Below are 12,933 nucleotides of genomic sequence, written 5' to 3' on the forward strand. Positions count from 1 at the left end.
GTCCACTCGGACGCGGGCCCGCCGTTTTCGCGCGCGGGGGCGGGCGCGGCGCGGTCACGCTGTGTCCCGATGCGCGTGTGTCCAGGGTGTGAACCTGTGGTCAACGTCGCGTCACGAGCTTCGCCATTCCTCACCAGGATCGCCTGCGGGTCGTGGAATTTCGCCCCAACTGCCCTTTTTGACGGCTGTTCTGACATGTCGGGAGTTGCAGTAGGCTGACTCCGCGATAGGCGTCGCCGCAGGTCTCGTACCGGAGCGCACCCCGATGCGTAATGGCATCAGGTGCCTTTCGGGGAGGTTCAGGCCGCCAGTCCCATTCGCGTTTCGGGGCCCGGACCGGCTCCACGCGATGCCACCTGAAGAGAGTTTCATGACGTCATTTGTGCAGGAACCCTTTTTCTGGGTCTTCATCGTGGTGATGCTCGTAGCCGTCGGAGCGGCCCTCCAAGCCCGCAGGACGAACCTCGCCCTGCGGCGGCGAAACGATTCCCTCGAGGAGGCGAGCGCCCTCGCCCAGCGGCAGCGCGACGAGCTCGCCGCGCTGCACGAGCACCTGCGGGGCCAGCACGCGTCCGAGCTGACGGACGTCCGCCGGGACGCCGAGGAGGACACCAAGGCCGTCCTCAAGGCGGCGATGCGGACGCTGCAGGGCCTGGCCGACGAACAGCAGATCGTCATCGACCGGGTGCAGCGCAAGTACGGCGACAGCCCGCAGATCCTCGCCGACCTGATGACGATCGACCACACCAACAGCCAGTTCGGCCGGCGAGCCCAGGGCATCGCGGTGCTCTGCGGCGGCTGGCTGGGCCGCCGGGAGAGCGTCGCCTCGGTCTTCGACGTGGTCCGCAGCGCCCAGGGCCGGATCCGGCACTTCGACCGGGTGCGGATCCACTCCCGGGTCAGCGTCTCGCTCGCCAGCAAGGTCGTCGAGCCGGTCGCCGTCGTCCTGTCCGAACTCCTCGCCAACGCGACCAACTACTCCGCCCCGGACACCCCGGTGGAGGTCAGCGTCCAGGCCGTCCCCACCGGCGTCTGCCTGATCATCGACGACGCCGGCCTCGGCATGGGCCAGGAGGAGAAGGACCGCGCGGCGGCGCTCCTGAACCCGGGCGCGCCGATCAGCCTCACCAACCTGGGCAACCCCCCGAAGTTCGGCTTCGCCGTCTCCGGCATGCTGGCCGCCCGCTACGGCTTCCGGGTCTCCGTCGACTCGGTCTCCCCGTACGGGGGCGTGCGTGCCGTGGTGCTGCTGCCGGCCGAACTGCTCAGCAGCGAGGTCGCCGCCCCGCCGGCCGCCGAGCACACCGACTACCAGGTCGCGCCGGCCGAGCAGCCCGCGCAGGCCTGGCCGCAGAACCCCGCCCAACAGCCCGCCCAGGCCTGGACACAGGCCCCCGGCCAGCGGCTCGTGTCGCTGCCCGAGCCGGGGCCGGCCCTGGCCCCGGTGCCGGCGGAGCCGGAACTGACCTCGGACGGACAGCTGCCCCGGCGGCGCCGCCAGCGCCCGGTGTCGGTCGTCCCCTCCCCGCAGGACCCGGCCCGGGCCGCGGAACCGGTGCGAGGCCTCGGCCAGAACACGCCGTCCCGCCTCGGGGCGTTCCAGCGCGGCACGCTGTCCGGGCGCAACACCATGACCACGGAAGGAACCGAGATCCAGTGAGCCGCGACCTTTCCTGGGTGCTCAACGACGTACTCCAGGTACCCGGCGCCCGGCATGCCATCCTCGTCTCCGCCGACGGCCTCCTGCTCGAACGCTCCAGCGGGATAGGCCGCGACGAGGCGGAGACCAACGCGGCCGCGATGAGCTCGATGCAGTCGCTGAGCCGCGCGGTCGCCCCGTTCGTCGGAGGCGCGGGCGGCACCTGGCGCCAGACCCTCCTGGAGTACGACCACGGCTGGATCTTCCTGATCGCGGCCGGCAGCGGCGCGTACCTGGCCGCCTCCACCGCCCCCGACGTCGACATGGAAGCGATGTCCTTCCGGATGCAGCAGCAGGTGGGCGCGCTCGGACGGGCGATGTCGGCGGCGCCGCGCCAGAGCACGCTCAGCGGCTCATGACGACGGGCGGCGAGGAACAGCGGGTCACCGGCGGCTTCATCCGCTCGTACGTCATCACCGGCGGCCGCGCCTTGCCGAGTGCGGAGGCCCTGTCTCTGATCACCCTGGTCACCATCGGCCCCGACCAGGACCTCCCCGCCCTGGCGAGCCCGGAGACCCAGGCGATCTGGCAGCTGTGCTCCGGCGGCTACCTCTCGGTGGCCGAGGTCGCGGCGCGGCTGGAACTGCCGGTGGGAGTCGTGAGGCTGCTGCTGACGGACCTGATCCACGAGGGGCGGCTGCTGAGCCGGTCGGCCCCGCCCCCGGCCCAGGCCCCGGATCCGAGACTTCTAGAGAAGGTACTGCATGGACTTCAACGACGGTTCGCCTGAGGACATCTACGTCCCGGGCGCGGTGACGACCGCCGTCAAGATCCTCGTCGTGGGGCACTTCGCGGTCGGCAAGACCACGCTCATCCGGGCGCTGTCGGAGATCGCCCCGCTGAGCACCGAGGAGAGCATGACGCAGGCGTCCGTCAGCGTCGACGACCTCCACGGCGTACCGGACAAGAAGACCACGACCGTCGCCCTGGACTTCGGCCGGCTGACGCTCGGCGACGACCTGGTGCTGTACCTGTTCGGCACGCCGGGCCAGCAGCGGTTCATGCAGCTCTGGGAGGACATGGCGCGGGGGGCGCTGGGCGCGCTGCTGCTGGCCGACCCGACCCGCCTCGCGGACACCTTCCCCGTCATCGACCTGATCGAGCAGTACGGCCTGGACTACGCGGTGGCGGTCAACAGCTTCGACCGGCAGAGCGACTACTCCGAGGACCAGCTGCGCGAGGCGCTCGACCTGCTGCCGCACACGCCGGTGGTGTTCTGCGACGCGCGGGACCAGCGCTCCTCGGCCAACGCCCTGCTGACGCTCGTCCGGCACCTGCTCGCCAGGGCCTCCTGACCTCGGGGCCTCCTGACCTCGGGGCCTCCCGACCTCGGGGCCACCTGACCTCGGGGCCACCCGACCTCCCCCACGCCTCCCTCCCCTCACGTCTCCCGGGGTCCGCATCCGCCCGGGGCCACCTCCAAGGAACGACCCATGGAATCTCCGCAGCGATCCGTCTCCCAGTCGTCTCCGCCGGGCTGCCCGATGCACGCCGGCGTGAGCACACCGCTCTACGGAGACCTGTTCTCCGCCGACCCCGGCGCGGTCTACGACAAGCTGCGGGCCAACGGTCCCGCCGCGCCGGTGGAGCTGGCCCCGGGCGTGGACGCCACCCTGGTCACCTCGCACGAGGCCGCGCTGAGGGTGCTGCAGAACCCGGGGATGTTCGCCCGGGACTCGCGGCGCTGGGCGGCGCTGAACGAGGGGCGGGTGCCGATGGACAGCCCCGTCCTGCCGATGATGTTCTACCGGCCCAACTGCCTCTTCACGGACGGCGCCGAGCACCTGCGGCTGCGCAAGGCCGTCACCGAGAGCCTGGAGCGGCTCAACGACAACCGGCTCAACCGGCACGTCGAGCGGATCGCCGGCTACCTGATCGACCAGTTCAGCCCGCTGGGCCGGGCCGACCTGATCAACGACTACGCCAAGCTGCTGCCGCTGCTGCTGTTCAACCAGCTGTTCGGCTGCCCGGCCGACATCGGCGACCGGCTGACGCGCAGCATGTCCGCGCTCTTCGACGGCCTCGACGTGATCCAGGCCAACGAGGAGCTGACCTCCTGTCTGATGGACCTGGTCGCGCTCAAGCGCCGCCAGCCGGGCGACGACATCACCTCCTGGCTCATCCAGCACCCGGCCGGGCTGCGGGACGAGGAACTCAAGGACCAGCTGGTCATGCTGATGGGCGCCGGTGTCGAGCCCGAGCGCAACCTGATCGGCAACGCGCTGCTCCTCCTGCTGTCCGGCGAGGGCGGCTCCGGACTGCGGATCGAGGACGCCCTCGACGACGTGCTCTGGAACAACCCGCCGATCGCCAACTACGCGACGCACTACCCGATGCAGGACCTCAACGTGGGCGGCGTCCCGATGGACGCGGGCAGCCCGGTGGTGATCAGCTTCGCCGCCGCCAACAGCGACCCGGCGCTGACCGACGCCCGGCTGACCCTCAGCAAGGGGGCCCACCTGGCCTGGGGCGCGGGCCCGCACGCCTGCCCGGCCAAGTCCCCGGCGCAGCTGATCGCCCTGAGCGCGATCGAGTGCCTGCTCAACGCGCTCCCGGACATCACCCTCGCGGTGCCGGCGGAGCGCGCGGAATGGCGGCCGGGGCCGTTCCAGCGCGGTCTGGTCGCGCTGCCGGTGCGGTTCAGCCCGGCGCCCGCCCGCACCGTGGCGCCGGCCGTGAGCGCGGACCCCGCCCCGGGCGGGGCGTCCGGCTGGCCGCAGGGCGGCGCCGAGCAGGCCCAGGCGTACCCGCAGGGGGGCGCCTCCGCGGCCGCCCGGGCTCCGCAGCACTCGCCGCAGCACCCGCAGCACCCGCAGCACCCGCAGCACCCGCAGCATCCGCAGAAGAAGGGGTGGTGGAGCTCCTTCCTGGACGTCTTCCGACTCTGAGCGCACCGCGGCCCGTCCCCGTGGTCCGGGGCGGGCTGCCAGGTGCGGGCTGCGGGCCCGGACCGGGCGGGTCGTCGGTATCCGACGCACCGTCCGGTTCCGTTCTGCCGGAAAGCGGTGAACGGGTTCCGTTTTGGGTGCGGTACGTGACGGGAGCAACACCGATCGACGCTTGAGCGCGCTGTTGCTGGGTAGGTCGCCGCCGTACTGACCGCCCGCGCGCAAGGAGCCCCGTGTGACCGCCATGTTGGAAGCCCGCCCCGCGGACCCGGAGATCCCCGACGGAGGCGTCGACCGCCGAGCCGCGGTTCCGCTGCTGCGGAGGCTGCGATCGGCCGAGGGGCTCGCCGATCCGCGTCCGGTCTACGACGGGCTGCGGGCACTGGGCGACCTCGTCCCGGCGCCCTGGGGCGGGTACCTGGTCACCGGGTACGACGCGTGCGACCAGGTCCTGCGCGGCCGGAACTGGCTCGTCCCGGACTTCGCCTGGCAGGCGCGGCAGACCCGGACGGAGCGCTGGGAGGCCGTCGCCACCCAGGAGATGAGCGGCACCCTGTCCAGGCTCAACGCCCCCGAGCACACCCGGCAGCGGCGCAGCCTCGGGAACCTCTTCGACCGCAACACCCTCCGGGAGATGGGGCCGCGGATCGAGGCCGACGTCACCGAGCTGCTCGACCGGCTGTCCGAGCGAATACAGGCGGACGGCGAGGCGGACCTCGCCACCGTGGTCAGCGAGCAGCTGCCGATCAACACCGTCGGGCGCTGGCTGTCCATCGCGCCGGAGGACTACCCGCACATCCTGACGATGACCCACAACCAGGTGCACGCCCAGGAACTGCTGCCCACCAAGAGCCAGCTGGCGATCTCGGAGCAGGCCACCATGGACCTGCGCGAGTACTTCACCCGCCTGGTCCGGGAGCGCCGCGACCAGGACGGCGACGACCTGATCGCCCGCTGGATCCGCACCTGGGACGCGCTGGAGTCCGACCGCGAGGCCACCGACCGGGTCGTCTACCAGCTCACCATGTTCGTCACCATCGCCTCGCTGGAGACCACGGCGACGCTGCTCTCCTCGCTGGTGTGGCTGCTGCTCGGCTCGCCCGGCAGGTGGGAGTGGCTGCGGGAGCACCCGGAGCACATCGACGACGCGATCGAGGAGGCGCTGCGCTACGACCCGCCGATCCGCGTCAACAGCCGCGTGGCGAGCGAGGACACCGTGCTGGCCGGAACGTTCCTGCCCAAGGACACGATGGTCCACGTGATGTACGGCGCCGCCAACCGCGATCCCCGCCGCAACCCGGACCCGCACACCTTCGACATGCTCCGCCGGGGCAACCACCTCACCTTCGGCGGCGGCGCCCACTACTGCCTGGGTGCGGGCCTGGCCAGGATGGAGGCGCGCGCCCTGCTGGGGCAGCTGCTGGAGCGCTTCCCGACCCTGCGGGCGGCGGGCCTGCCCGAGTACGCACCCCGGATGGTCTTCCACCGGGTGACGTCCCTGAGAGTGGCCGCATGAACGTCTCGCCTCAGGGCTCCCAGTACCCCGCGTCCGCGATGCCGCCCGTGCTGCCGACCGGGTCCGCGATGCAGCCGCCGTACCTGACGCACCCGACGCCGCCCGGCGGCTGGTACACCCAGCCCGAGGCCGCTCCCGGGCCCGTTGTGGCCTCCGGGCCCGCTCCCGAGCCCGCTGTGGCCCCCGAGCCCGCTCCCGGGCTCGCTCCCCGGCCCGCTGTGGCCCGGACGATCCGCGCCGAGCAGCGCGGCCCGGTGCTCCACGTCGAGCTGGACAGCCCGGGCACCGGGAACGCCGTCACCACGGCCATGCTGGACGAACTCCTCGCCGTCCTCGCCGAACCCGACCCGACCGTGCGGGTGATCGTGCTGTCCGGGGCCGGCCGGGACTTCTGCCTCGGCGGCGACCGCGAGGAACTCGCCGCGGGCCTCGACGAGGACCCGACCGGCGGCGGCATACGGAGGTACGGGGACAAGGCCCGCAAGGTCTGCGAGGCCCTCACCACCAGCCGCGCCGTGACCGTCGCCCGGGTCCAGGGCCGGGCGACCGGCGCCGGCTTCGCCCTGGCGCTCGCCTGCGACCTGCGGGCCGGCGCCGACAACGCCGTCTTCCGGCTGCCCGAGCTGACTCTCGGTCTGCCCGTGGCCTGGGGCGGTCTGCTGCCCCGGCTGATCAACGAGGTCGGCGCCGCCCGGGTCCGGGAGATCATCCTCACCGGCCGTCCGGTCGGCGCGGTCGAGGCGCGTGAACTCGCCGTCCTCCAGCGCGTCGTCCCCGAGCAGGAGCTGGACGCCGCGGTGGCCGAGTGGACCAGGCCGATCGCGCGCCGCCCCGAGGCCGCGCTGCGGGTCACCAAGACGCTGCTCGCCTCCCACGCGGCGGCGAACCGGATGGCCGACGCATCCGTGCTCGACTCCGAGCTGATGGCCTCGGTGCTCGCGGCCGCCCACTACACCCGTAGCCTTGCGGCCCGGCCTCCCGCGCACTGAGCCAAGCCCGCCCGCGAAGGGCCCGTGTCCTCCTCGGACTCGGGCCCTTCCGCGCGTGTGGAAAACGATTGTGGATCGTGCTCGCACGTTCGCTACTGTGTGCGATCGATGATGGGGAAAATCATGGTGGGGACTGTGCGGATGATGGGGACGGCGCGTGGCGCGCGCATGGTGGGGGCCGTCCTGACGACGGCTCTGGTCGTGGCCGGAGCGGCCGCCTGCGAGGGCGGCGGGAACGGCGGGAACGGTGGAGCCGACGACCGGAAGGCCGGAGCGAAGGCCGCGGCCAGTACGCCGCCGCAGCCGTTCGGCACCGGCGGCTACCGGGGGCTGACGCTCTCGATGACCAAGGACGAGGCGCTCGCCTCCGGAGCCCTGGAGAGCGCGCCGGTCTCGCTGCTCAACGGCTGCACCGACTACGCGTACAAGGGTGGCCCGGCGCCGGACCCGGTCCGGATGGCCGCCGAGAAGGAGGCCGGCGACAAGGCCGACAAGGCGATGGCCAGGATGCGCGAGATCAGGGCGAACCGGAAGCCGGTCGAGACCCTGGCTCCCGGGGCCTCGCTCCAGGAGCTGCTGGAGCACAACAAGCGGGCTCAGGAGCAGCTCAACCAGGAGGCCGCGAGCGCCAAGGAGTTCGAGGCGCTGGTGAAGGAGACGGACGCCATCGTGACTGCCGGCAAGAACCACGACCAGACCTTCCTGGCCACCGGCCGGGTCAACTTCGGCACCGAAGGCCTGCGCGAAGTGGTGGCCCCGGCGGGCGCCCGCACCGCCGAAGGCGTCGGGGCCGGCTCCACCGAGGAGGAGCTCAGGCGCGCCTTCGAGGGCAAGGAGCTCAAGTCGATCAGGGGCGGCATGTACGAACTCCCGGCCGAGGGCGGCGGGCCGGACTGGTTCTACGAGTTCACCATGGTCGACGGCAAGGTCGCCGGGCTCGCCCTCGTCAAGCACAACACCTACTGTTCCTGAGGATTTCGGGGGTCATGGCATGAAGATGAAGCGCGGGTCGATGCGCACGGCGGGCATCGGCGTCTCGGTGGTGCTGCTCGCCGCCGGAGCGGCGGCGTGCTCGTCCGGCACGTCCGGTTCGTCCGCCGCCACCGGTGCGCCGGCGTCGGCGCCCGGGTCGGCGCCGGCCTCGGCGAGCGCGTCGGCCGCCGCGTCGAAGGGCCCGGAGGCCTTCGCGGCGGCCGGGTACCGGGGCCTGAAGCCCGGGATGGCCAAGGACGCCGGGCTGGCCACCGGCGCGCTGGAGAGCGTGCCGGTCTCACTGCTCGACGGCTGCACGGACTTCGTCTACAAGGGCGGCCCGGCGCCGGACCAGACCCGGATGACCGCCGAGGCGGCCACCGAGGCCCGCTACAAGGACCTGAACGCCAAGGCCGACGCGGCCGAGGGCAAGACGCCCGCCCCGGCGGGCACCCTGCCGCCGAACGCCTCCGCCAAGGACGCGGCGGCGGCTGCCGCAGGCGCGGCCGCCGGGGCCAAGGACTCGGCCGCCACCGCCAAGCTGATGGCGGACGCCACCCAGTCCATCGCGGACATGTGGGTGGCCCGCGAGGCCAAGGACAAGGCGTTCCTGGCCACCGGCCGGGTCTCCTTCGCCGCCACCGGCCTGCGCGAGCTGGTCGCCCCGGCGGAGGCGAAGACGGCCGAGGGCATCGGCGCCGGCACCACCCTGGAGGCGCTCCAGCAGGCCTACGGCGCCAAGGGCCTCCAACTGGCCAAGAGCGGCAAGTACGTGATGCCGGTCGAGGGACAGCAGGGCTGGCAGTACGAGTTCACCGTGGACGGCGACAAGGTCGCCGGGATGGCCGTGGTGAACCGCGACATCAAGTGCGCCTGACGCGCTGACGAGTCGGGGTCGGGCACGTTCCTGAACGCCGTTGCCCCGGTGGTCAGCCGCCGAGCGCCGCGCCGAGTGGTCCGGGCCCGCGCAGGGCCGCGCGGGCGCGGGCCACGCCTCCAGGGGTGGCCCGGGCTCCGGCGCCGACGGCGACGGTTCTCGTGCCCAGGCCCGCACAGGCGCGGCAGACGCCCGGCCGGGGCACCGGATCGTGGCAGCGGCCGCACTCGGCGTAGGAGGCGGGCGGGGTCTCCGGGCGTTCCGGCGGCAGCTTGCGCCGCAGCCGGTCCCGGAGGATCGCCGCCGGGGAGTGCATCGGCTGCGGCAGACCGGGGAGCAGGGCCTGGGCCAACTCGGCCTCGCCGCTTCCCCGTTCCAGCCACTCCAGGACGAGCGGCGCCAGCGCCCGCGCCTCGGCCTCGCCGAGGCGCAGCCGGGGTTCGGGGCGGATCACCCGGAACAGGGTGGCCACGGCCGCCCGCGTCCGTTCATCCGGGAGGGTGGGTTCTTGCCCCGGGTCCTTTACGGGAGGGGCGACAGCGCCGCCGGCCCCTCGCCCACCGGAGTCCGGGCGGGGGACAGCCGGTCGGGGGTGCGGGACGTCGAAGACGTGGGCCTCGGACCGGACCGTCCCGTCGGGCATCCGGACCTTGTCGACCCGGTAGTACCCGGCATCCTTCAGCTCCTTGAGGGCCCGCCGGACGGCGCCCCGCCCCTGCGGACTGCTGTCCGCCATCTGCCGCCCGTCCTCCCGCCAGCCGTCCGGGCGGGAGAGGAGGTCGCCGAGCAGCCCGCGAGCGGTGTAACTGAGCCGGCGGTCCTGCAACAGGCCGTTGGGAAGGACGGTGAACGCGCGCGTGTGCGCGCTACGATGAATCTGCATCTGGAGGTTCTGCTCCCGGTGCCGGACCCCGGGGTGTTCCACCACCGCCGGGGTCGTCTATGTTCTGTTGATGATGCGGAAAGTAGCACACCGACTACGAAGAGTGCGAACCCTTCGCGCGTGAAGCTCAGGCCCCCGCACCAAGTACGCCCCCGCCTTCGGCGTGGTGCTCAAGGATGGGCGCGTTCGATCGCTTCAAAGATGTCCGCATCGGTCTCCTGCTGCCACGGCGGCAGATCCGCCCAGTCGGCAACGTAGCCCGGCTTCGGATTCTCGATGTGCTTGTGGATCTGGGCGATCCAACACGTCGCGACGAAGCGGCCTTTCTGCTCCCTGGTGAGCTTGGACGTATTGCCGCCGCTCACACTGATGAAGTCGCGGACCTGGCCGAAGACGGCGGCGGCACACTCGCGCTCCCACTCGGGGGTGTCCTCCCACGGGGCGACATAGCCGGCCTTCGGCTCGCCCGGATAGTGCGTCGACACGCCCGCGATCCACGCTTCGCGGAAGATCCGCCCGTCAGGCGACATGAATTGCTCCTTCGTCAGGCGGCGCTGTCAAGCGCCGAGATCTGCTGGTGCAGTGCTGAAGCTCGACCATCGGCCAGGAGCGGGACGAGGCGGTTTTTGACACCTTCCAGCTTCCTGCCGATGTAGCCCGAGCCGGTTTGGCCCGCCAGCTGCAAAGCAGCGCGAGTGTAGTGACTCGCCTGGTCAAGATCGTGGCGTTCAGCACCCAGGGCTGCCAACTCCGCGAGCACCGCTCCCCTGCGGCGTAGAGAGAGCTGCTGTGAGAGTGCGGCCGTCAGTGCTTGCTCTGCCAGATCTGGGCGGCCGAGTGAGAGATAGCAGGTTCCGCGCTCCTCGGCGAGGCGGGAACCATCGAATCGAAGCCAGCCGCCATTGTGTAGCTGCCCGGCAAGAGCGTGTACCTGTTCAGCGTTGTCGAGCGCACGCACAGTGGCATCAAGGTTGCCGAGACCTGCATGTGCCTCTGCCTGGACCGCCGCCACCCAGTGCCGAGTGGAGAGCTGACGGTCTCCTCTTTCAGCGACTTGAGCGGCCGCTGCCAGTATCGGAGCCGCGACGGCGAATCGACGCTCGTAGAGCTCTACGAAGGCGTGCCGGGTCAGTGCACAAGCCCACAGGTCGAAAGCGCCTGCTTCCCTGCTGGCGCTGGCAGCCAGGGTGTAGCAGTGTGCCGCGTCGGTGTACCGATTGGCGTCGAAGAAGATCTCACCAGCGAGCTGATACAGATCTCCCACCAGCGCGCAGAGCTGTTGCCGCGAGGCATCACTCTGGCATTCCTCTAACCCTTTGGCCAGAAGGTCCAGTTGGTGCCGAACCATCGGGTACACGGCCTGCTTGGAGTCGGAGAGGCTGAACACCTTCCACAGGTGCGAGTTCAATTCCGGCCCGGTTTCTGCCAGGGACGCAGCCACTCCGGACCGGGGCGATGGTTTGTCGGAACTTGGCACGGCAATAAGCGCACCGGTCACGGCGAGCAGACTCAGGACATCGCGGCGCTTCATGTCGTCAGTATCGCCAAGAGGTGGGGTGGTGGCGTAGGTCGTCGAGCGGTCAGGGGCTGGCACCTCTGGCGTGAGGAGGTCTGCCAGCCCTTCAGGGGTGACCTTGAGGATCTTTGCCATCTTGGGGTGCAGGTACCCCTGAGGGTCGGTCTTGCCGGCCTCCCAGCGGGCCACCGTGGAGACTGCCACTCCCAGCTCGTTGGCGAACCCCTCCTGACTGTAGCCCAGCGTCTTGCGACGCTTCGCGAAACGCTTCCTTCTCGGAGCCACGGCCGCCCCCGCTCGAATCGAAGGACCCAGGTCAGGCTGCACAGTGCGTTGATTATGCCTGACAAATGCTCACCTTCTGCTCTGGTTTCTGGCAACTCCCGGACCGTTCACTGGATGTAGCTATCCCTGGCCCGGCCTACTTCCCGGGCGGCCACGCACTCCCGGCCCGTTGGAGGTGGGTCATGCCGGGCCGGGTTCCCTCACAGCTGCTCGTCCCCGTCCGGGCGGGCAGCGCTGACTCGATCGGAGAGGTTCATGACCACCTGCTCCGTCCCTTCGAGGTGCCTCCGTGATCACTTCTCGTCATCCCCGGGTCTTCGTCGCGCGCCTCGATTCGCGGACTGAATCCACGCCCCTGGCCCGGTACTTGCTCCGGGCCTATCTCTCCGGGCTGCCCTCCGGGGAGCGCTATCGCGATACTGCCGAGCTACTGCTGGGCGAGTTGTTCGCCAACGCCGTTCAGCACCCCGACGCGACCGGCGACCAGCACATCGAGATCCGCTTCAAGCTCGTCAACTCCCGCCTCCGGCTGGAGGTCCACGATGCCTGCGCCATCCACCCGTCCCTCCGGAGCGCCGCTCCCGACGACGAGCACGGGCGCGGGCTCCACCTCGTCAACGAACTCGCCGAACGCTGGGGCTGCGTCTCCCACCCCTGCGGCATCGGCAAGTTCGTCTGGGTCCTCGTCGCCCCCGTCACCGCTTGAAGGGCCAACCTCGTGCACCTCGTCACCCTCGCCCGACACACCCTCTCCCGTGGTGCCACCCCGGCCGCGACCTACGCCCTCCTCGCCCGCCTCGGCCACCCGCCCTTCCCCTGCGCCGAGGCCGTCTGCCTCGCCCTCGACATCCCGCCCGCCGAGACCGCCCGCCGCCTCGGTGAGTGCCACGGCGCGCTGCTCACCAACCCGCGCCCGGACTCCGAGGCCGACACCGGCGAAGTCCTCGAAGCCCTGGGCATCTTCGACGTCCCCAAGGACCTCACTCCCACCGAACGGGCCGTCGTCGCCCATTTCCTGACCGCCGTCGACGCCATGGGCGGCATCCGGCCCGGTCACCGGCACGGCCTCCAACGCTGGTTCACCACGGGCAACCTCATCACCGCCTACCTCTCCCTCGTCGCGGCCCGCCCCATGCCCCGCACCGGCGACCCGGCCCGCTACTGGACCGCCCTCGTCACCGCCGGCGAACTCCTCGCCACCACCCTCCCCTCCGACCACCGCATCACCTACGCCCTCACCCACTGCCGCACCCGCGCAACCCACCCGTAAGCGCAGGAAGTCGGCCCTGGCGACTTCCTGCGCAGGAG

General features: G+C 71.4%; 15 protein-coding genes. 11 read left to right on the forward strand and 4 right to left on the reverse strand.

Features of this window, described 5'->3' with window-relative positions:
• The first annotated feature begins 370 nt into the window (after positions 1 to 370).
• The 8 genes from ACFRMQ_RS27595 (at position 371) to ACFRMQ_RS27630 (ending at position 8,064) form a co-directional block, all read left to right on the forward strand.
• Complete coding sequence (locus ACFRMQ_RS27595; protein WP_380733360.1) at positions 371 to 1,660, forward strand: ATP-binding protein; 1,290 nt, start codon at positions 371 to 373, stop codon at positions 1,658 to 1,660.
• Complete coding sequence (locus tag ACFRMQ_RS27600; protein WP_380695274.1) at positions 1,657 to 2,058, forward strand: roadblock/LC7 domain-containing protein; 402 nt, start codon at positions 1,657 to 1,659, stop codon at positions 2,056 to 2,058. The genes ACFRMQ_RS27595 and ACFRMQ_RS27600 overlap by 4 nt, the downstream gene beginning before the upstream one ends.
• Positions 2,055 to 2,429: a DUF742 domain-containing protein gene (locus tag ACFRMQ_RS27605; protein WP_380733361.1), complete on the forward strand. Its 375-nt coding sequence runs from the start codon at positions 2,055 to 2,057 to the stop codon at positions 2,427 to 2,429. The genes ACFRMQ_RS27600 and ACFRMQ_RS27605 overlap by 4 nt, the downstream gene beginning before the upstream one ends.
• The gene (locus ACFRMQ_RS27610) at positions 2,404 to 2,994 is read left to right on the forward strand and encodes an ATP/GTP-binding protein (protein WP_380733362.1); all 591 of its coding nucleotides are present in this window, start codon (positions 2,404 to 2,406) and stop codon (positions 2,992 to 2,994) included. Before ACFRMQ_RS27605 ends, ACFRMQ_RS27610 begins: the two co-directional genes overlap by 26 nt.
• A gap of 138 nt (positions 2,995 to 3,132) precedes the next feature.
• Positions 3,133 to 4,587: a cytochrome P450 gene (locus tag ACFRMQ_RS27615; RefSeq protein WP_380733363.1), complete on the forward strand. Its 1,455-nt coding sequence runs from the start codon at positions 3,133 to 3,135 to the stop codon at positions 4,585 to 4,587.
• Between the two features lie 382 nt (positions 4,588 to 4,969).
• Positions 4,970 to 6,103, forward strand: a complete 1,134-nt coding sequence (locus ACFRMQ_RS27620; RefSeq protein ID WP_380733373.1) for a cytochrome P450 — start codon at positions 4,970 to 4,972, stop codon at positions 6,101 to 6,103.
• A complete protein-coding gene (locus ACFRMQ_RS27625; protein ID WP_380733364.1) occupies positions 6,100 to 7,092 on the forward strand; it encodes an enoyl-CoA hydratase-related protein in 993 nt (330 codons plus the stop codon). Before ACFRMQ_RS27620 ends, ACFRMQ_RS27625 begins: the two co-directional genes overlap by 4 nt.
• Positions 7,093 to 7,215: 123 nt before the next feature.
• Positions 7,216 to 8,064 carry a hypothetical protein gene (locus ACFRMQ_RS27630; protein WP_380733365.1) on the forward strand — a complete coding sequence of 283 codons (849 nt, stop codon included), beginning with the start codon at positions 7,216 to 7,218 and terminating at the stop codon, positions 8,062 to 8,064.
• Positions 8,065 to 8,076: 12 nt separating this feature from the next.
• Here ACFRMQ_RS27630 and ACFRMQ_RS27635 read toward each other — a convergent pair whose 3' ends face one another.
• Positions 8,077 to 8,319, reverse strand: a complete 243-nt coding sequence (locus ACFRMQ_RS27635; RefSeq protein ID WP_380733366.1) for a hypothetical protein — start codon at positions 8,317 to 8,319, stop codon at positions 8,077 to 8,079.
• Here ACFRMQ_RS27635 and ACFRMQ_RS27640 point away from each other — a divergent pair.
• A complete protein-coding gene (locus ACFRMQ_RS27640; RefSeq protein ID WP_380733367.1) occupies positions 8,312 to 8,941 on the forward strand; it encodes a hypothetical protein in 630 nt (209 codons plus the stop codon). The genes ACFRMQ_RS27635 and ACFRMQ_RS27640 overlap by 8 nt on opposite strands.
• Positions 8,942 to 8,993: 52 nt before the next feature.
• On the opposite strand, the gene ACFRMQ_RS27645 is transcribed toward ACFRMQ_RS27640, so the two are convergent.
• The 3 genes from ACFRMQ_RS27645 to ACFRMQ_RS27655 form a co-directional block, all read right to left on the reverse strand.
• Complete coding sequence (locus ACFRMQ_RS27645; RefSeq protein ID WP_380733368.1) at positions 8,994 to 9,824, reverse strand: hypothetical protein; 831 nt, start codon at positions 9,822 to 9,824, stop codon at positions 8,994 to 8,996.
• A gap of 170 nt (positions 9,825 to 9,994) precedes the next feature.
• Positions 9,995 to 10,354: a hypothetical protein gene (locus tag ACFRMQ_RS27650; protein WP_380733369.1), complete on the reverse strand. Its 360-nt coding sequence runs from the start codon at positions 10,352 to 10,354 to the stop codon at positions 9,995 to 9,997.
• A 14-nt stretch (positions 10,355 to 10,368) separates the two neighbouring features.
• Complete coding sequence (locus ACFRMQ_RS27655) at positions 10,369 to 11,667, reverse strand: helix-turn-helix transcriptional regulator (RefSeq protein WP_380733370.1); 1,299 nt, start codon at positions 11,665 to 11,667, stop codon at positions 10,369 to 10,371.
• 247 nt (positions 11,668 to 11,914) lie between these two features.
• On the opposite strand from ACFRMQ_RS27655, the gene ACFRMQ_RS27660 reads away from it, so the two are divergent.
• Both ACFRMQ_RS27660 and ACFRMQ_RS27665 read left to right on the forward strand, forming a co-directional pair.
• Positions 11,915 to 12,331 (forward strand): ATP-binding protein, encoded by a 417-nt coding sequence (locus tag ACFRMQ_RS27660; protein WP_380733371.1) that lies wholly within the window; start codon positions 11,915 to 11,917, stop codon positions 12,329 to 12,331.
• Positions 12,332 to 12,343: 12 nt separating this feature from the next.
• Positions 12,344 to 12,895, forward strand: a complete 552-nt coding sequence (locus ACFRMQ_RS27665) for a hypothetical protein (protein WP_380733372.1) — start codon at positions 12,344 to 12,346, stop codon at positions 12,893 to 12,895.
• Positions 12,896 to 12,933 lie beyond the last annotated feature (38 nt).

Origin of the sequence: Kitasatospora sp. NPDC056783, from assembly GCF_042789895.1 — a bacterium.
Classification (GTDB): domain Bacteria; phylum Actinomycetota; class Actinomycetes; order Streptomycetales; family Streptomycetaceae; genus Kitasatospora.

Bases quoted from the DNA above. Each gene is read 5' to 3' on its own strand.
- ACFRMQ_RS27615 (WP_380733363.1), top strand. From the start codon at position 3,133: ATGGAATCTCCGCAGCGATCCGTCTCCCAGTCGTCTCCGCCGGGCTGC.
- ACFRMQ_RS27610 (WP_380733362.1), top strand. From the start codon at position 2,404: ATGGACTTCAACGACGGTTCGCCTGAGGACATCTACGTCCCGGGCGCG.
- ACFRMQ_RS27640 (WP_380733367.1), top strand. From the start codon at position 8,312: ATGGCCAAGGACGCCGGGCTGGCCACCGGCGCGCTGGAGAGCGTGCCG.
- ACFRMQ_RS27595 (WP_380733360.1), top strand. From the start codon at position 371: ATGACGTCATTTGTGCAGGAACCCTTTTTCTGGGTCTTCATCGTGGTG.
- ACFRMQ_RS27645 (WP_380733368.1), bottom strand. From the start codon at position 9,824: ATGCAGATTCATCGTAGCGCGCACACGCGCGCGTTCACCGTCCTTCCC.
- ACFRMQ_RS27630 (WP_380733365.1), top strand. From the start codon at position 7,216: ATGGTGGGGACTGTGCGGATGATGGGGACGGCGCGTGGCGCGCGCATG.
- ACFRMQ_RS27650 (WP_380733369.1), bottom strand. From the start codon at position 10,354: ATGTCGCCTGACGGGCGGATCTTCCGCGAAGCGTGGATCGCGGGCGTG.
- ACFRMQ_RS27605 (WP_380733361.1), top strand. From the start codon at position 2,055: ATGACGACGGGCGGCGAGGAACAGCGGGTCACCGGCGGCTTCATCCGC.
- ACFRMQ_RS27625 (WP_380733364.1), top strand. From the start codon at position 6,100: ATGAACGTCTCGCCTCAGGGCTCCCAGTACCCCGCGTCCGCGATGCCG.